Here is a 16,542-nt window from a genome sequence, read left to right on the forward strand (position 1 = left end):
GGCCCTCGAGCGGCACCGGAACCGGCCCGCGCGGTGCGCACGGGGAACGGGGAGGGCGCCACCGTCGCGCCCTCCCCATTCAGGTGCCGGTTGCCGGTGTGCGGGTCGGCCTCAGTCGGCGGTGCAGGTCAGGGATGGGATCCCGTTGGCCCCGCTGTGGTTTCCGGTGAAGCCGAAGTCGGTGCTCTCACCGGAGCCCAGAAGGCCGTTGTAGCCCGCGTCGGTCGCGGTGACTTGCGTGCCGCTGCTGGTGACCGTGGCGTTCCAGGCCTGGTTGACGCTCTGGCCGTCGGCGAAGTCCCACGTCACCGTCCACCCGTCGATACCGGAGTCGGCCGTGACGGTCACGTTGGCCTGGAAGCCGTCCGACCACTCGTTGGTGACCGAGTAGGCGGCCGTGCAGCCGTCGCCGGGCTCCGGCTCGGGTTCCGGCTCCGGTTCGGGTCCCGGGTCCGGCGCGGCCATCGCCATGTCGTAGGCCAGTTGGGGGACGAACTGCCCCGCGGACGCGGCGCAGCCGTCGGCTTCGCCGGGCAGCTTGACCCACAGGAACGCGTCGATCATCCCGTTGCCGGTGTCGGTCGTGCTCGGCGTGCCGATCGCCCGGCCCTCCGGGTCGCACCACTCCGACCCCCGGGGCCCGTTGCCGTTGCGGCTGGTGTCGATCACCGCGCGCAGCGATGAGTGGCCGGTGGCCGCGATGACCTGCTCCGCGTAGGCCACCTCATCGGAGGTCCAGTTGTAGTTGGAGACGTTGCTGGAGATGCCGTGCGCGCTGCCGGCGATGTCGGCGCCGTTCAGCAGTGACGCGATCTCCGCGGGGGAGTGCCAGTTCGAGTGGCCGGCGTCGAAGTACACGCGCGCCTGCGACGAACCGGCCATGAGCGCCTTGCCCGCGTAGGCCATCGATTCCATGACCTGGTCCTGCTGGCCCCGGTCCATGCAGTTGCCCATCAGCGAGAGGACGTCGGGCTCCATGACGATGGTGGCCGGCCGGCCCTCCAGGCCCGCGGCGACCTGGTCGACCCACGAGCGGTAGGCGGAGTGGTCGGGCGCACCGCCGCCGCTGTGGTTGCTGCAGTCGCGGTTGGGGATGTTGTAGACGACCATGATCGGGGTCTTGCCCTCGGCCGCTGCGGCGCCGACCAGCGCGTCGACCTGCCCTCGGACCTCGTTCGGGTTGTACTCGGTGAACCAGGTGCCCTGCGGGACATCGGCGATGCGGTCACCGATCACCGAAGCGCGCGGATCGCCGGGGTTGTTCCGCACCCACTCGGCCGCCTGGGTGTCGGGGTTGACGTAGAACGCCGACTCGGCGGCCGACGCGGGAGAGGGGCCGACCGCTACCGCGGCGGCCAGGACGAGCGCGGCGCCCAGCGTTGGACGCATGAGTTTTCGGAACATGCACGAGTCCTTGTCGTTGCAGCGGCCCCCGTGGACGGTGGATCCCCCGAATATGGGAGCGCTCCCATATAACGCCGAACCTTAAACCAGCGAAAGCGTTCTGTAAAGAGGTGGGGACATCCCGTCATTATCCGGACCGCGCTCGGACCGGGCCGGGCGGCCCCCGACCGGGCGGGGACGGCCGGCGCGCCCCGGGCGGGACCCGGTGGGCGCGCCGACCGCGGCGGCCCTATGCGGACCGTTTGCGCGAGCGCGCGTCCTCGCCCTCGTCAGGGCCCTGCCTCCGGCGCTCCGAAGTCGCGCGCGAAGGTGCGGTCGAGGGGTGGACGAGGGGCCGGACCCGGTCCTCGCGGTCCTGGGCGGGCGGTGGGACGTCGGCCACCAGACGCTCGATCGCGGCGCGGACCTCGGGGTCGTCCATCATGCGGCGCCGTCTTTTCTTCATGATGAGTCCTTGTCGATGTCGTGCGGTCCATCGCGGACGCTCGCGGCCGTCCGAACGGGCGGTGCTCCGCGTTCACACGGCCACACTAGGAACGGCGGTCCTCCGCGATCCGGAGGGCGGTCCTCTCCGGCGATTCCGGCGGCTGTCGCGACAAACACCGCTGAATCCGCCGGACCGCCGAGCCAGCCCGGTACTACGAGGACTGCGTCGAACGGCTCGGCGACCTCGCCGACTGGTTCTTCCAGGACCGCCACAACTACGTGGAACCCCACGTGTGGCCCGACCTCTGAGGACGCGTGACCGGCGGCCGCGGGGCGGCGGAGCGGGGGCGGCGGTCAACGGCGTGGCCGACGAGCTGGGCATCGACCGGTCGGGGGCCGGCCGGCTCGTCGCCCGGGCGACGAGCCGCGGGTACCTGCGCAAGCGCCGACTCCCCCGACGACGCGCGCCGCCGCGGAGGATGAGCGAGCGCGGGGAGCGGGATCGGGCGGGAGCCGGTTCCTCAGCCCGAGATGCTGATCATCAGGGCCGTCATGGAGAGGACGAAGGCCGCCACCAGCGCGACGCAGATTCCCACGGTGAACACGACGTTGGCGCCCGTCCTCGCGGCCGTGTCCTCCACGGGCCGCCAGCCGGCGCGCCGGACCGCGCCGACCACCCGCGCGTGCAGGTCGCCCGCGTCGAGCGTGCGCTTGCCCTGGCCGGGCGTCCAGGTGATCCGCTTGTAGTTCGCCGGGCCCCGGGAGAACCCGCGCTGCGCCCCGAGGACGTTCCGTCGCGCCTCCTCGACCCGGTCGATCACCTTGGCGGTGCCCGCGGCGTCGTTCAGTTCGACGTCCACCGTGACCACGGTGTCCTGGTGCATGGTCCCGAACCGGTTCTGCATGCTGCCCCACACCCTGGCGCCGCCGGGGGTCGCCGCCATGGTGTAGGAGGTGTCGTGGATCGCTTGGTGGATGCAGTTCAGCAGTCCCTGGCGGTCGAGCATGCCGACCTCCCGTCCTCTTCGAGTCGTCTCGCGCACCGCTCCCCGCTGCGCCGATGGCCGGGGCGCAGTCTAGGGAGTCCGGAAACGCGAGGCGGAAGGGGGCGGGAGGTCGGCCGCACGGTCGCGGAAGGCGCCGAGCCGGCGGCTCCGCCCGGCCCGGATCCCTGCGCGACCGGCGGCTCAGCCCCGCAGGAGCTTCGCCTCGGTCTCCGGGGCCAGTCCGACCGAGGGGCGGTCGGGCCGCTGGGGCGGCTCCCCGCCCAGCTCCTGCAGCCAGGCCCAGGTGTCGGCAACCGTCTCGGCGACGGGGCGGCAGCGCAGCCCCGCGGAGACCGCCTTGGTGACGTCCCCCTGGTACAGGGCGTCGTAGAGCTCGCCCCGCGGCAGCCAGATCGGGAGTTCGGTCCAGGGCTGGACGCCCGCCGCGAGGATCGGCTCCGGGTCGGTCCAGCGCAGCTCGGCGTCGGATCCGGTGACGCGCACGCACGTCTCCAGCAGCTCGCCCATCGTGGTGTGCCCCCGCGGGCTCACGAGGTTGTAGGGGCCGCCGAGCCCGCGCTCGACGGCGTCGAGGGCCCAGACGGCGAGGTCGCGGGCGTCGATGTACTGCAGGTCCAGGTCGCGCGGTCCGGGCGCCAGGACCGGACCGCCGCGGGCGATCCGCCGCAGCCACCACGGCAGCCGTCCGATGTTCTCCCAGGGGCCGATGATGAGCCCCGCGCGCACCAGCAGCGCCCGGTCGCCGAAGGCCTCGATCGCGGCCAGCTCGCCGCCCCGCTTGGCCTGCGCGTAGTCGACCTCGTCGTCATCGGGCGAGGCCTCCACCAGGGGGCCGTCCTCGGCCAGTCCCGCCGGGGGCGGGAAGGCGTAGACCGACCGGCTGGACACGTAGACGTAGCGCCCGACCCGGTCGGCCAGCAGCCGGGCCGCGTCGCGCACCGCCGACGGCGCGTTGGTCCAGGTGTCGACGACGGCGTCCCACTCGCCCTGTTCGAGGGCTGCCAGACCGTCCGCGGCGCCGCGGTCGCCCCGCAGGGCCGTGACGCCCCGCGGCGGCTCGTGGCGCCCGCGGTGGAAGACGGTCACCTCCCAGCCCCGCGCCAGCGCCTCCTCGGTGACGGCCCGACCGACGAACTCCGTTCCGCCCAGCATCAGAAGTCTCATACCGGTCACTCTGCCCGCCGGCCGGACGTGCGGGAACCCGCGCCTGCTCTCAGCAGAATCGCCGAGAGCGGCGAATCCCCCGGTCCGACCCGATGACCTGAGCGTTCTCCCCCGGCACGGCGATATCCACCGGATCAACGACTCAGCACACCAGATCGCTGACGGGAGTCGGGAGACTGCGGCGGCGGAGGCGACCGAAGTCGCACCGGGCGATACCTTCAGCCGACCGCGGCGCGCCGATCGGCGACGTCGGTCGGCGGGACCGGTGCCGACGACCGACGCGGCGCGACGGCGCCCGTCCCTAGGGTCGGGGCATGGGCGGATCCGTCCGGTCGCCCTTCACCGGCGCGGTCGTCCGCCGGACGGCGACCGCCCGCGCTTCGTCGACGCGACCGCCCGCACCCGCGCGGGAGGCGCGACGCGGACCCGTTCCGCACGCACGAACCCGGCCGAGAGGAGCCCGACCGATGCCGTCCGACGCACCACCGCCCCGGGGAGCGACGGTCGTGGCCCTGACACGCGGGGAGCGCGCCCTGGTGTGGGCCGGGTTTCCCCTGGCCGGGGCCGCGCTCGGGTGGCTGGTCAAGGCCGTCGCCGGTTGGGCGGCGTCCCTGCCGTGGACGCCGTTCCAGGGGCCGCTGGAGCTCATCGCCTCCTTTCCGGAACCGCAGGCCACGGTCGGCTGCCTGGTCCTCGGCCTCGTCGGCGGGCTGGTGGTCGCGCTCCTGGCCGAGGACGACCACATGGCCGTCACCGTCGACGACGACCGGGTCACCGTCGCGCGCGGTTCCTCATCGCGCGACGTGCGGCGCGCCTCGATCGAGGCGGTGTTCCTCGACGGAAAGCAGCTCGTGCTGCTCGGCCGGGAGACCGAGGAGCTGGTGCGGCAGGGCGGCGACATCGACACCGGGCGGCTCGAACGGGCCTTCCTGGCCCACGGGTACCCGTGGTGCGCGGACGGCGACCCGCACGGGGCCGACTACCGGCGCTGGGTGCCCGATCTCCCGGACCTGTCCCCCGGCGCCCACGCGCTGCTCAAGGCCAGAGCGCGGGCGCTGAAGAAGAAGGACCGCGCGGACGCCGAGCTGCTGCGCGCGGAGCTGGCCGAGCTGGGCATCGTGCTCCGCGACCGGGACGGCCGCCAGTACTGGCGCCGCACCGGACGACCGCCCCGGGAGTGAGAGGGCGGTGGCCGTCGGCACCTCTCCTCTCCCGTGGCCGCGACCTCATCGGCGCCGGAACCGCCGGTTCAGGGCCGGTCACGACCGCCGGAGAACCGGCCCCGCAGGTGGCGGCCCCACGCCGGTGCGCCGCCCCGGGCGGATCATCGCGTGCGCCCGCCCCGGTCCCGGCCCGAGACCGGCGACCAGGCGGTCGGCCACCGCCCCGGTGGTGAACGCGTACACCGCCTTGTGCGCGAGGTCGATCACCAACTCGTCGCGCGGCCACGTCCACGGCGGAGCCCCCACGCCCGTGGCGTTCTCCAGGATCTGGTCGTTGGTCAGCCGCAGGTTGAAGAACATGGCGGAGGCCCACGGACCCCGCAGTCCCGAGGCCGCCATGATCCCGCGCACGCCCCCGAGGAGGGCGCCCTGCCCTGCGTGCATGGCGAGGTTCAGCGAGCCGGACCGGCGCCCGGCCCCCTCCCTGAGCCCCAGCAGCCGCTCCAGCGTCCGCCCGGGTACGTGGGAGTTCGGACGTCCGGTGCAGGACTGCTCCAGTTTTTCGACGGCCGTCATCGCGACCACGCCGACCAGCCCGGCGGCCATGCCCCGCACCATCGCTCTGCGCCACATGGCCGTCCGGCTACCCGAACGGGGCCGGGATACTCTTCCCGCGTCCGCACCGGGCGGTCCCGTCCTCGCCGTACGGGTCCGCCCCGCTGAGCGCGGCCATCAGCGCGACGGCGATCCCCGCCGGTCCGGCGATCCGCCGCCCCGCGGGCGTCGACCGCCCTCGCCGAAGGGCCGGTCGGGCACCGGTGAACCCGCACGGCCGGTGCGGCCGGGAGGTCACCCGGCGGGGTGGCAGCCGTCCGCGGGGCCGCAGCCGTCGTCGCGGCGGCGTTCCAGCATGACGGTGTCGCGCCAGACTCCGCGGTGGCGGGCGATGCGCTCGCGGACGCCGAGGGTGCGGAAGCCGGCGCTGCGGTGCAGGGCGAGGCTGGGCTTGTTCTCGGGGAAGATCGAGGTCTGCAGGGTCCACAGGCCGCCGGCGTCGGCGGCGGTGACCTGCTTGTGGATCAGCGCCTTGCCGACTCCGCGCCCGCGGGCGCCTTCGCCGACGTAGAGGGAGTTCTCGGCGACCCCGGCGTAGACTTCCCGGGTGGATGCGGGGGCGAGGGCGGCCCAGCCGACCACCTCGCCGTCGATCTGGGCCACCCAGCGGTGCTCTTTGAGCCACTTGGCGTCGAGCGCCTCGGTGCCGGGAACCCGGGTCTCGAAGGTGGCGTCGCCGGTGGCGATGCCTTCGGCGTAGATCCGGCGCACGGCGCCGAAGTCGGCGGGTTCCATGGCGCGCACCGACACGTCGGCGGGCAGGTCGGTGGGGCAGCACGGCCGGGAGGCGAGCAGACCCATGACGGCGTCGGCGGCGTGCGGCAGCCCGGTGCAGCAGGCCGGGTTGATGGCCACCCGGGTCGATGTGCCCTCCTTGGCCGTGGTCACGAACCCGACCTCGGCGAGTTTGCGCAGGTGGTGGGAGACGGTGGGCTGGCCGATCCCGAGTGCGGCGGCGAGTTCGCCGACGCCGCTGGTGCCGGGCCTGGAGGCGATGGCGTGCAGGAGCCGGACCCGGGTGGGTTCGGCCAGGCAGGCGAACCAGGCCGCATAGGTCTCGGCGTCGTCGGGGCGCAGGGTCGGGATTTCGGGGGCGGGCGTCGACACGGTCATGCCCCCATTATCGACCACAATCGATGCTTGCGTCCATCGAAGGATATCGATAAAGTCCGTATCAATCGACGCCGATCGATGAAAGGATCGTCGACATGTCTGCTACCGAACCACCCGTCGTCGTCATCGGGGCCGGACCGGTCGGGCTGGCCGCCGCCGCGCAGGGCACCGAACGCGGCCTGCCGGTGCTGGTGCTGGAGAAGGGGGCCTCCGCGGGCGCGGCGGTGCGCGAGTGGGGGCACGTGCGGCTGTTCTCGATGTGGCGGGATCTGGTGGACCCGGCCGCGGAGAAGCTGCTCGCCGCCACCGGCTGGGTCCGTCCGGCCGACGAGACCTACCCCACGGGGGCGGAGTGGGTCGCCTCCTACCTGGAGCCGCTGGCCGCGGCCCTGGGCGAGCGCGTGCGCCTCGGAGCGGAGGTCGTCGGCGTGAGCCGCAGGGGCCGCGATCGGGTCGTGGACGCCGACCGGGAGGAGCACCCGTTCACCGTGCGCGTGCGCACCGCCGACGGCGGCGAGGAGCGCGTCCTGGCCCGCGCGGTCGTCGACGCCTCGGGCACGTGGGGCTCGCCCAACCCGCTGGGCGGCGACGGCCTGCCCGCCCTCGGCGAGGCGGCCGCCGCCGACCGGGTCTCCCACCGGATCCCCGACGTCGCCGACCCGGCGGTGCGGGCCGGGTACGCGGGTCGGCGCACGGCGGTGGTCGGCCGCGGCCACTCGGCGCTGACGGCCCTGGTCGCGCTCGCCGAGCTGGCCGAGGAGGCGCCGGGGACGCGTGTGCTGTGGGTGCTGCGCCGCGGCGAGGTGGGCGACGCATTCGGCGGCGGCACCGCCGATCAGCTCGCGGCGCGCGGCGCGCTGGGACTGCGTGCGGAGAAGGCCGTGCAGGCCGGGCACATCGAGATCGTGACCGGGTTCCGCACCGCCGAGGTCCGTGCCGACGGCGGGCGGGTCCTGCTGGTCGACGACGGCGACCGCGCTCTGGAGCCGGTCGACGAGGTGATCGCGCTGACCGGGTTCCGCCCCGACCTGTCGTGGCTGTCGGAGGTCCGCCTGGGCCTGGACGCCGCGTTGCAGGCGCCGGTGGAGCTGGCGCCGCTGATCGACCCGAACGTGCACTCCTGCGGCACCGTCTACCCGCACGGCGCCGCGGAGCTGTCCCACCCCGAACCCGGCTTCTACCTGGCCGGGATGAAGTCCTACGGCCGCGCGCCGACGTTCCTGGCGCTGACGGGCTTCGAGCAGGTGCGCAGCATCGCCGCGGCGATCGCGGGCGACCACGAGGCCGCGGCGAAGGTCGAGCTGACCCTGCCCGAGACCGGGGTGTGCGGCGGATCGGGCCTCTTCGACGACCCCGCGGCCCAGGCCGAGGGCGGATGCTGCGGCACCGGTCCGGAACCCGTCGAGCTGACGCGCCCGGCCGTCCCCGCCCTGAAGTGAGCGACCGGCCCGGAGCGGTACCCGGCGCGCCCGCGGCGGCACCGGCCGCCCCGCGGGCGCGCCGGGACCGGGCAAGCGGGGCCGGGCAAGCGGGGCCGGGCAAACGGATCGGCTCAGCGGCCGACCGCCGCCGGGTCCGCGGTGCCGCGGGCGAAGAAGCGGCGCGCCCACAGGGAGACGTAGACCAGGCCGACCAGGACCGGGACCTCGATGAGCGGGCCGACCACGCCGGCCAGCGCCTGGCCCGAGGTCACCCCGAACACGCCGATCGCCACGGCGATGGCCAGCTCGAAGTTGTTGCCCGCCGCGGTGAAGGCCAGCGTGGTGGAGCGCTCGTAGGAGAGCCGGACGGCGCGGCCGAGCAGCATGGACACCCCCCACATCGCCGCGAAGTAGACCAGCAGCGGGACGGCGATGCGGGCGACGTCGAGCGGCTGGGAGGTGATCGCGTCGCCCTGCAGGGCGAACAGGAGCACGATGGTGAACAGCAGGCCGTACAGCGCCACCGGGCCGATCTTGGGCAGGAACCGCTCCTCGTACCAGGTGCGGCCCCTGGCCTTCTCACCGAAGGTGCGGGTGAGGTAGCCGGCCAGCAGCGGGATGCCCAGGAAGACCAGCACGCTCTTGGCGATCTGCCAGGCCGAGACGTCGATGCCGCTCTGGGACAGGCCCAGCCACCCGGGCAGCACGTCGAGGTAGAACCAGCCCAGCAGCCCGAACGCGACGACCTGGAAGACGGAGTTCAGCGCGACCAGGACGGCTGCGGCCTCGCGGTCGCCGCAGGCCAGGTCGTTCCAGATGATGACCATCGCGATGCAGCGGGCCAGCCCGACGATGATCAGACCGGTGCGGTACTCCGGCAGGTCGGCCAGGAAGATCCAGGCCAGCGCGAACATCACCGCCGGACCCACCAGCCAGTTCAGCACCAGCGAGGAGACGAGCAGCCGGGAGTCGCGGGTGACGGTGTCGAGGCGGTCGTAGCGGACCTTGGCCAGCACCGGGTACATCATCAGCAGCAGGCCCAGCGCGATCGGCAGCGAGACGCCGTCGACCTGCACCGCGTCCAGTACGCCCTGCAGGCCGGGGACGAGCCCGCCCAGACCGAGCCCGGCGGCCATCGCCAGCCCGATCCACACCGGCAGGAACCGGTCCAGCGTCGACAGCCGTTTCACCTCGCCCGCCCGCGAAGTCGGCGCATCCGTGTCGGCCTGGGCCATGACCCGTCCTCCCGTCGTCGTGTACCGGACCCACGGTACATCAGCCTATGCTGATATCAACAACGGCTGATAGATTGAGGTCGACTCCGGCAGCCGCGCCACCGGACACCCGCCGGTGCGCGCCGGGAACCGGCGCCGGTGTCGGCACGAACACCCGCTTCCCCGAGAGAGGCCGCTCCCGTGTCGGACAAGCCCAGCGTGCTCTTCGTCTGCGTACACAACGCCGGACGCTCCCAGATGGCCGCCGGCCTGCTGACCCACCTCGCCGGCGACGCCGTGGAGGTCCGCTCGGCGGGCTCGGCCCCCGCCGAGGCGATCAACCCCGTTGCCGTGGAGGCCATGCGCGAGATCGGCATCGACATCACCGCCGAGCGCCCCAAGGCCCTCACCTCCGACGCGGTCGCGGCCGGCGATGTGGTGATCACCATGGGCTGCGGCGACACCTGCCCGGTCTTCCCCGGCAAGCGCTACCTCGACTGGGAGCTCGACGACCCCGCCGGGCAGGGGATCGAGGCCGTCCGCCCCATCCGCGACGAGATCCGCCGCCGCGTCGAGGCCCTCATCACCGAACTCGGCGCCGCGGCCCGGTAAGGCCGCGCGTTCGGGACCGCCGGAGTCCCCGGCGGCGTCGACGCCTCAGTCCGCACCGTCGGCGCCCTCCCGCAGTGACGCCGTGATCTCGGCGACCGCGGTCTTGGCGGTGCGGCCGGCGCCGATGAGGGTGGCCGATGCGCCGCCGGTCCAGTCCCCGTAGCCGAGCAGGTGCAGGCGCGGTTCGGCGACGCTGCGGGTGCCCTCGGTCGCGACGCGCCCGTCGGCGTCGGGCAGCCCCAGCGGGGCGAGGTGGTCCAGAACGGGGCGGAAACCGGTGCACCAGACGACCGCGTCGCAGGGCTGGGCGCTGCCGTCGGACCAGGCGACGCCGTCGCGGGTCAGCCGGGCGAACATCGGCTCGGCCTTCAGCACCCCGCGCTCGCGCACCTCGCGCACGCTCGGCACCATCACGATGTCGCCGAGCGCGGCCACCGCCCCGGTCCCGGGCCCGCCCGCGCGGCGGTCGCGTTCGCGCCGCGTGGCGATGTCGAACAGCGCGCGGCCGTCGACGTCGTCGGGCATGAACCGGGGCGGGCGGCGCGTCACCCAGGTGGTCTCGGCCACCTCGGAGACCTCGGCCAGGATCTGCGCGGCGGAGTTGCCCCCGCCCACGACCACCACCCGCTGGCCGGCGAACTCCTCCGGGCGCCGGTAGGACGCGGTGTGCAGTTGCCGCCCGGTGAACTCCGCCCGCCCCGGCAGGTGCGGGACGACGGGTGCGCGCCAGGTGCCGGTCGCGCTGATCACGCTGCGGGCGCGCCACGTCCCCGCGTCGCCCGCCACCTCCAGCGCACCGGCCGTCCGGCGCACCCCGGTGACCCTGACGGGCCTGCGCACCGGCAGGGCGTAGCGCTGCTCGTAGGCGGTGAGGTAGCGCGCGACGTGGTCGGCGGTGGGGAACTCCTCGCCGTCCTGGTCGGGCATCCACCAGCCGGGCAACGGGCTGTGCGCGGCGGGCGAGAACAGCCGCAGCGAGTCCCAGTAGTCGGACCAGGAGCCGCCGGGGCGTTCCCGGTCGTCGAGGATGACGAAGTCGGCGCCGGTGCGCCGCAGGAAGTACCCGGCCGCCAGCCCGGCCTGCCCGCCCCCGATCACGGCCACGTCGACGGCGGAGCCCGGCCCCGGCGCCCTACTCACCCGTCGCCCGCGGTGCGCGCCCGGCCGCGTGCCGGGCGGACGCCGAGGTCAGTCGCACGGTCGCCGGACCCGCTGGGCCCGCTCGGCCCGGGCCGCGAGCCCGTCCAGGTCCCGCGCCACCGCCGCGACGGCCTCGGGCCGCAGCCGGTAGTAGGTGAAGCGGCCCTGCGGCTCGGCCTCGACCAGCCCGGCCTCGCGCAGAACCTTCAGGTGGTGGCTGATCGTGGGCTGGCGCGCGCCCGTCTCCTCGATGAGGTGGCAGGTGCACATCTGCTCCGACGCCAGCAGCCGCACGATCCGCGCCCGCAGCGGGTCGCCGAACAGCTTGACGACGGACTCCTCGGCCGAACGCTCATCGGACATCAGCATGCTTTGATGCCACCACGCCGGTCCGGCGGAGTCAAACGCCGCCGGGGGTCCGGGTCAGGGCCGGGCGTGGACGCCGGCGGGGGCGGGCAGCGCCTCGCTGATCCAGACCCAGCTTCCGTTGTTCTCGGTGAAGCGGCGCTGGAGCTGCTCGACCTCGTCGAGGCGGACGTCGAGCACCGGGCGCCAGGCGCCGGCGGAGCGGTTCTCCAGGTAGAGGCTGTGGGCGTCGGTGCGCACGCGCAGCGCCTGCTGGGTGCGGGTGGAGCCGTTGGTCATGCGGATGCGGTAGAACGCCATGGTCCCTTCTCAATCGCGGTCGGGAATCGGCGAAGGTGCGCCCCGACGCCGCTGGAGTAATCCCATGACCTGCGGGAAGGGGAGGGCGCCGAGGCGCGGCGCGCAGTCGGCGCGCACCCACCACCCTACTCTCACGTGAAGGTAGGGACGCCGAGTGGGGGGAGAGGACCGTCACCGGCTTCGGCGCTTCCGCCGGAATCCACGCCGACCTGGCGCACGGGTCCCCGCTCACCGACCGCTGTGAGGGCTCTCTCATGCGCCACCGCGATCCGATCCCTTACGTAACGGTAGGATTGTGACTCGTTGAGCCCTTCGGGGCTTTTGCGCGCGGATTCTCCGCTCGCCCCGATTCCTCCTGGCCGCTGCGCATGAGAGCGGTCAGGCCGGCGGCAACGTCGCCGCGCCGGGGACGCCCGAGGCGTCCCCGAGGTCACTCCCACTTCCACCGGCACCGGCCGTGGCGGTGCGCCGTGCCCGCATGCGCTCGTGCCGACCGACAGACCTGACCGCACCGCGGCCCCACTGGGGGCTGCCCGCTTGAGATTGGCCCCCGTGACCTCGCAGAAGACGAAGACGCGTCGCAGACCCACGTTCCCGACCCTGACGGTGCTGCGCACCGAGGTGATGGCCGGCCTGGTGGTGGCCCTGGCGCTGATCCCCGAGGCGATCTCGTTCTCCATCATCGCCGGCGTCGACCCCCGGGTCGGCCTGTTCGCCTCCTTCATCATGGCCGTCTCCATCGCCTTCCTGGGCGGGCGCCCGGCGATGGTCTCGGCGGCCACCGGCGCGATGGCTCTGGTCGTGGCGCCGCTGTCCAAGGAGTACGGCGTCGACTACCTGCTCGCGGCCACGATCCTGGCCGGGGTGTTCCAGGTGGTCCTGGGCCTGCTGGGCGTGGCCAAGCTGATGCGGTTCGTGCCGCCCAGCGTCATGACCGGGTTCGTCAACGCCCTGGCCGTCCTCATCTTCATGGCCCAGATCCCGCACCTGGTCGGCGTGGGCGTCCCGGTCTATGTCCTGGTGGCCGGCGGCCTGGCGATCATCTTCGGCCTGCCCCTGATCACCAAGGCCGTTCCCGCCCCGCTGGTCGCCATCGTCGTGCTCACCGCCATCGCGGTCGTGATGGGCCTCAAGGCCCCCACGGTCGGCGACATGGGCGACCTGCCGGGCAGCCTGCCCGTGCCCTTCCTGCCCGAGGTGCCGCTCACCCTGGAGACGCTGCGGCTCATCGCCCCCTACGCGCTGACGCTGGCGCTGGTGGGCCTGATGGAGTCGCTGATGACCGCCAAGCTGGTCGACGACATCACCGACACCCACTCCTCCAAGAGCCGCGAGGCGCGCGGCCAGGGCTGGGCCAACGTCATCACCGGCTTCTTCGGCGGCATGGCCGGCTGCGCGATGATCGGCCAGACCATGATCAACGTCAAGTCCGGCGCCCGCACCCGGCTGTCCACCTTCCTGGCCGGGGTGTTCCTGCTCGTCCTGGTGGTCGCGCTCGGCGACGTGGTCGCCGTCATCCCGATGGCCGCCCTGGTCGCGGTGATGATCTTCGTCGCCGTCGCCACCTTCGACTGGCACAGCGTCCACCCCGCCACCCTGCGCCGCATGCCCTGGAGCGAGACCCTGGTCATGGCCGTCACCGTCGCCGTGGTCGTGGCCACCCACAACCTCGCGATCGGCGTCATCATCGGCGTCATCACCTCCACCGTGATCTTCGCCCGCGGGGTGGCCCACCTCACCCAGGTCACCAGCGTGCTCGACCCCGACGGCGGCGTGCGGGTCTACTCCGTGCGCGGCGACCTGTTCTTCGCCTCCAGCAACGAACTCATCACCGAGTTCGACTACACCGAGGAGGGCGTGGACAAGGTCGTCATCGACCTGTCCTACGCCCACATATGGGACTCCTCGGCGGTCGCGGCCCTGGACCACGCCACCGAGAAGTTCGCCCGGCACCACATCGAGGTCGAGATCACCGGACTCAACGTGCCCAGCGAGGAGCTCCACAAGGAGCTGTCCGGCACCCTCAGCGGCGGCCACTGACCCGGCGACGCCTCCGGGGCCGCCCCCCCCGCCCGCGTTCCGGGCGGGGGCGGCCCCGGTTTCAGTTCCGGGCGTCGGCCATGCTCGCCCGGTACTCCGTGCCCGGCAGGTGGGCGAACTCGGTGCGGCGGTACTCGGTGTGCTCGGCCAGCGCCTGCCGCCAGGACTCCGGGGTGGCGCGCTGCCAGCGGCGGACCCCGGAGTTGCCCATGGCGAGCAGCGGCAGGAACGGGGCGACGTCGACCCGTTCGATCCCCAGGGCGTCGGCGGCCTCGTCGCCCTGCATCAGCCGGGTCAGCGCGGCGAGCAGCGTGCGCACCGACGGTTCCGGCAGCGACAGCGAGCCGCCCATCAGGCCCGACACGAGGGCGTCGACCAGCGCCTCGACCAGGGCGCGGGCCGAGGCGTCGGGGGCGGCGTTCGTGCCGTCGATGAGGTCCAGCAGCGCGCCGGCCGACGCGTGGTCGTGCACGTCGAGGTAGAACCGGGGGTCCACGCCCACCAGCGCGGCGATGTGCCGCCAGTAGCGGTAGAGGTCGCGCTCCTCCTCCGGGGTGAGGACGATGCCGACCCGCTCCAGCGCCCTGAAGGGCACGACGGTGAAGTCCAGCCAGGTCCGGGCGGCGTCCACCTGGTTGATCGGAACGCCCCACTCCTCGACGTCCCACCCGCGCTTGAGGGCGTTGGCGCGGACGCGGGCGTGCAGCAGGCGCACCTGCACGGTGTCGACGTAGCCCGGGGCGCCGCGCAGCAGCCCGCCGGGCAGGATGGCGTTGCCGCGCCACAGCCCGGTCTCGCCGAGGCGCCGGGCGGCCCCCTCGGTGAGCTTGCCGGTGCCCATGAGGACCCGCGCGATCCCGGGTGCGCTGTAGGTGTGCACGAGCGAGCCGAGCGCGAACGCCATCCGGCTCCAGAACGGGTCCACCGTGAGACTGGCGAGGTCGCCGCGCTCCAGCAGGTCGCGGTCGGCCTCGGCGACGGCCCCCTCCGACTCGCGCAGCAGGGCCGCGACCGCGGGGGGCGGATCGGCGAGCGCGGCCAGGCCGTCGTTCAGGCCGGCGCCGAGCGCGGTGCGCGCCGCGCCGCCGGACTCGGCGAACTCCGCGATCACCGCGTCGGCGACCGGATCGCCCTCGCGCAGCCCCTGAGCGAGGAGGTCCAGCCCGGCTTCCCCGTGCCGGGCCCGCACCTCGGCGGCGCTGAGCAGTCGCCGCGGCGGTGCCGTCAGCGCGGATTCGGTCGACATTCACGCCTCCATAGGGAGTTTTCGACACGAACCCTACCGACCGGCGGCCGCGGCCCCGCCGGCCGCCGTCGCCGGCACCACGGCGCCCCACCCGAGGACGGACACGGCCGCCGCGCCCCGCCTCCCGTCGACGCCGGGGAGGACGCCGTACACCAACCCCGCGACGGCGCTCAGGGCCACCGGCAGCCCCAGGGCCCCTGGCAGCAGGGAGAAGGCGCCCCACCCGAGCGCGTAGAGGACGGTCAGCGCCGACGGGACGAGCGCTGCCGCGGTGACGATGCCGCGGCGGCGGGATTGCATGCCCCGGAACCCGGTGCGCCGGGGCGGCCCCGGACCAGGCCGGTCCTGACGGGCGCCCCGGCGTTTCGGGACCGGCTCAAGTGTTGTCTTCGCTGCGGTTGATCGGGCCGTTGACGCCGTCGGGGAAGAAGCCGCCGGAGGTGGCCTCCTCCGGGGTCAGGTACACGATGTTGAGCACCTGGCCGGCGCTGCGGCTGAACGCCAGGGCGTCGTCGTCGGCGGGCACGATGTTGGCCTTGCCGTAGGCGTCGACGACCCCCTGGTCGAGGTCCTCCGGCCCGTCGAGGCTGTCGCGCGCGTCGGATATCCGCACCGAGGGGGCCTCCAGCCCGCGGGCGAGCAGCGTGGTCCTGATGTTGCTCGCGTGGTAGGCCTCGACGGCGAGCAGGCCGGCCGCGGCCTCCAGGAAGGCCTTGTTGTCGACGAGGGGGGCCGCGCCCTTGTAGGCGGTGACCCCGACGTCCTCGAAGACGTAGGCCGCGAGCAGGAAGTTGTTCTCGTTGGCGTAGGGGTCGAACCTCTCGCCCGACCCGACGAGGCCTGCGGCCCGCGCGGCCGCGGTGAAGGCCGCGTCGATGTCGATGGCGGGGCGCGAGACCGCGGCCGAGCCGAGTGCGCCGCGCAGGAACCGGACGTGGGCCTTCTCGTCGGCGGCGATCTCTTCGGCGTACTGCCGGATCAGCTTGGTCTCGAACTTCACCTTCCGGCCGCCCGACACGGCTCCGGTCTCGCCCTTGCCCCCGATGAGGTTCCTCGGCAGCCCTTCGCCGGTCACCGCCCTCAGGTAGAACTCGGCCTCCAGGTACTCCAGGTTCAGCGCGAAGTTCAGGACGGCTGCGTCGCTGGGCCCGTCGCTCGACGTGTCGGCCAGTGCGAAGCCGGGGACCAGGCTCGCGCCGGCCACCCCCAGCCCCGCCGCACCCGCCGCCGTGAAGAACCGGCGCCGGTCGAGGCCGTTCTCGGCGCTGCGGTCGATCGCGTTCTTGATGAAGGAATTGTTGAACACGCTGC

17 protein-coding genes are annotated in these 16,542 nt (G+C 73.7%); 4 read left to right on the forward strand and 13 right to left on the reverse strand.

Annotated features, from left to right (window positions below; all coding sequences use genetic code 11):
* Positions 1-111 precede the first annotated feature (111 nt).
* The 4 genes from HDA32_RS27950 to HDA32_RS27965 all read right to left on the reverse strand — a co-directional run bounded on the left by HDA32_RS27950 (position 112) and on the right by HDA32_RS27965 (position 4,001).
* The gene (locus HDA32_RS27950; RefSeq protein WP_179645988.1) at positions 112-1,404 is read right to left on the reverse strand and encodes a glycoside hydrolase family 6 protein; all 1,293 of its coding nucleotides are present in this window, start codon (positions 1,402-1,404) and stop codon (positions 112-114) included.
* Positions 1,405-1,633: 229 nt separating this feature from the next.
* Positions 1,634-1,849 carry a hypothetical protein gene (locus HDA32_RS27955; protein WP_179645989.1) on the reverse strand — a complete coding sequence of 72 codons (216 nt, stop codon included), beginning with the start codon at positions 1,847-1,849 and terminating at the stop codon, positions 1,634-1,636.
* A 502-nt stretch (positions 1,850-2,351) separates the two neighbouring features.
* Positions 2,352-2,837 carry a hypothetical protein gene (locus HDA32_RS27960; protein ID WP_179645990.1) on the reverse strand — a complete coding sequence of 162 codons (486 nt, stop codon included), beginning with the start codon at positions 2,835-2,837 and terminating at the stop codon, positions 2,352-2,354.
* A 180-nt stretch (positions 2,838-3,017) separates the two neighbouring features.
* Positions 3,018-4,001, reverse strand: a complete 984-nt coding sequence (locus HDA32_RS27965) for an SDR family oxidoreductase (protein ID WP_179645991.1) — start codon at positions 3,999-4,001, stop codon at positions 3,018-3,020.
* A gap of 506 nt (positions 4,002-4,507) precedes the next feature.
* On the opposite strand from HDA32_RS27965, the gene HDA32_RS27970 reads away from it, so the two are divergent.
* The gene (locus tag HDA32_RS27970) at positions 4,508-5,182 is read left to right on the forward strand and encodes a YqeB family protein (RefSeq protein WP_179645992.1); all 675 of its coding nucleotides are present in this window, start codon (positions 4,508-4,510) and stop codon (positions 5,180-5,182) included.
* Positions 5,183-5,260: 78 nt separating this feature from the next.
* Here HDA32_RS27970 and HDA32_RS27975 read toward each other — a convergent pair whose 3' ends face one another.
* Entirely contained in the window at positions 5,261-5,797 is a 537-nt protein-coding gene (locus HDA32_RS27975; RefSeq protein WP_179645993.1) for a hypothetical protein, read from the reverse strand.
* 216 nt (positions 5,798-6,013) lie between these two features.
* On the reverse strand, positions 6,014-6,892 hold the full coding sequence (locus HDA32_RS27980; protein ID WP_179645994.1) for a helix-turn-helix domain-containing GNAT family N-acetyltransferase: 879 nt from the start codon (positions 6,890-6,892) through the stop codon (positions 6,014-6,016).
* Between the two features lie 95 nt (positions 6,893-6,987).
* On the opposite strand from HDA32_RS27980, the gene HDA32_RS27985 reads away from it, so the two are divergent.
* Positions 6,988-8,331, forward strand: coding sequence for an NAD(P)-binding domain-containing protein (locus HDA32_RS27985; RefSeq protein WP_179645995.1), 1,344 nt, complete (start codon positions 6,988-6,990; stop codon positions 8,329-8,331).
* Positions 8,332-8,444: 113 nt separating this feature from the next.
* Here the strand turns inward: HDA32_RS27985 and arsB are convergent, their stop codons facing one another.
* Complete coding sequence (gene arsB, locus HDA32_RS27990) at positions 8,445-9,548, reverse strand: ACR3 family arsenite efflux transporter (protein WP_218882634.1); 1,104 nt, start codon at positions 9,546-9,548, stop codon at positions 8,445-8,447.
* A 180-nt stretch (positions 9,549-9,728) separates the two neighbouring features.
* Here arsB and HDA32_RS27995 point away from each other — a divergent pair, with 180 nt between their 5' ends.
* Positions 9,729-10,139, forward strand: coding sequence for an arsenate reductase ArsC (locus HDA32_RS27995; RefSeq protein WP_179645996.1), 411 nt, complete (start codon positions 9,729-9,731; stop codon positions 10,137-10,139).
* 45 nt (positions 10,140-10,184) lie between these two features.
* Here HDA32_RS27995 and HDA32_RS28000 read toward each other — a convergent pair whose 3' ends face one another.
* The 3 genes from HDA32_RS28000 to HDA32_RS28010 are packed head-to-tail and all read right to left on the reverse strand — an operon-like array spanning position 10,185 to position 11,945.
* A complete protein-coding gene (locus HDA32_RS28000; protein WP_179645997.1) occupies positions 10,185-11,279 on the reverse strand; it encodes an ArsO family NAD(P)H-dependent flavin-containing monooxygenase in 1,095 nt (364 codons plus the stop codon).
* Between the two features lie 48 nt (positions 11,280-11,327).
* Positions 11,328-11,648 (reverse strand): ArsR/SmtB family transcription factor, encoded by a 321-nt coding sequence (locus tag HDA32_RS28005; protein ID WP_179645998.1) that lies wholly within the window; start codon positions 11,646-11,648, stop codon positions 11,328-11,330.
* 54 nt (positions 11,649-11,702) lie between these two features.
* Positions 11,703-11,945: a hypothetical protein gene (locus HDA32_RS28010; protein ID WP_179645999.1), complete on the reverse strand. Its 243-nt coding sequence runs from the start codon at positions 11,943-11,945 to the stop codon at positions 11,703-11,705.
* Positions 11,946-12,497: 552 nt separating this feature from the next.
* Between HDA32_RS28010 and HDA32_RS28015 the strand changes: the two genes are divergently transcribed.
* Positions 12,498-13,985 carry a SulP family inorganic anion transporter gene (locus HDA32_RS28015; RefSeq protein ID WP_179646000.1) on the forward strand — a complete coding sequence of 496 codons (1,488 nt, stop codon included), beginning with the start codon at positions 12,498-12,500 and terminating at the stop codon, positions 13,983-13,985.
* A 61-nt stretch (positions 13,986-14,046) separates the two neighbouring features.
* Here HDA32_RS28015 and HDA32_RS28020 read toward each other — a convergent pair whose 3' ends face one another.
* The 3 genes from HDA32_RS28020 to HDA32_RS28030 form a co-directional block, all read right to left on the reverse strand.
* Entirely contained in the window at positions 14,047-15,231 is a 1,185-nt protein-coding gene (locus tag HDA32_RS28020; RefSeq protein ID WP_179646001.1) for an oxygenase MpaB family protein, read from the reverse strand.
* A gap of 33 nt (positions 15,232-15,264) precedes the next feature.
* On the reverse strand, positions 15,265-15,531 hold the full coding sequence (locus tag HDA32_RS28025; protein WP_179646002.1) for a hypothetical protein: 267 nt from the start codon (positions 15,529-15,531) through the stop codon (positions 15,265-15,267).
* 76 nt (positions 15,532-15,607) lie between these two features.
* Positions 15,608-16,537: a ferritin-like domain-containing protein gene (locus tag HDA32_RS28030; protein WP_179646003.1), complete on the reverse strand. Its 930-nt coding sequence runs from the start codon at positions 16,535-16,537 to the stop codon at positions 15,608-15,610.
* Positions 16,538-16,542: the final 5 nt, after the last annotated feature.

It is taken from the genome of Spinactinospora alkalitolerans (genome assembly GCF_013408795.1).
Taxonomy (GTDB): domain Bacteria; phylum Actinomycetota; class Actinomycetes; order Streptosporangiales; family Streptosporangiaceae; genus Spinactinospora; species Spinactinospora alkalitolerans.

Coding starts and splice junctions, on each gene's coding strand:
- HDA32_RS27950 (WP_179645988.1), bottom strand. CDS start 1,404: ATGTTCCGAAAACTCATGCGTCCAACGCTGGGCGCCGCGCTCGTCCTG.
- HDA32_RS27955 (WP_179645989.1), bottom strand. CDS start 1,849: ATGAAGAAAAGACGGCGCCGCATGATGGACGACCCCGAGGTCCGCGCC.
- HDA32_RS27960 (WP_179645990.1), bottom strand. CDS start 2,837: ATGCTCGACCGCCAGGGACTGCTGAACTGCATCCACCAAGCGATCCAC.
- HDA32_RS27965 (WP_179645991.1), bottom strand. CDS start 4,001: ATGAGACTTCTGATGCTGGGCGGAACGGAGTTCGTCGGTCGGGCCGTC.
- HDA32_RS27975 (WP_179645993.1), bottom strand. CDS start 5,797: ATGTGGCGCAGAGCGATGGTGCGGGGCATGGCCGCCGGGCTGGTCGGC.
- HDA32_RS27980 (WP_179645994.1), bottom strand. CDS start 6,892: ATGACCGTGTCGACGCCCGCCCCCGAAATCCCGACCCTGCGCCCCGAC.
- HDA32_RS27985 (WP_179645995.1), top strand. CDS start 6,988: ATGTCTGCTACCGAACCACCCGTCGTCGTCATCGGGGCCGGACCGGTC.
- arsB (WP_218882634.1), bottom strand. CDS start 9,548: ATGGCCCAGGCCGACACGGATGCGCCGACTTCGCGGGCGGGCGAGGTG.
- HDA32_RS28005 (WP_179645998.1), bottom strand. CDS start 11,648: ATGCTGATGTCCGATGAGCGTTCGGCCGAGGAGTCCGTCGTCAAGCTG.
- HDA32_RS28010 (WP_179645999.1), bottom strand. CDS start 11,945: ATGGCGTTCTACCGCATCCGCATGACCAACGGCTCCACCCGCACCCAG.
- HDA32_RS28020 (WP_179646001.1), bottom strand. CDS start 15,231: ATGTCGACCGAATCCGCGCTGACGGCACCGCCGCGGCGACTGCTCAGC.
- HDA32_RS28025 (WP_179646002.1), bottom strand. CDS start 15,531: ATGCAATCCCGCCGCCGCGGCATCGTCACCGCGGCAGCGCTCGTCCCG.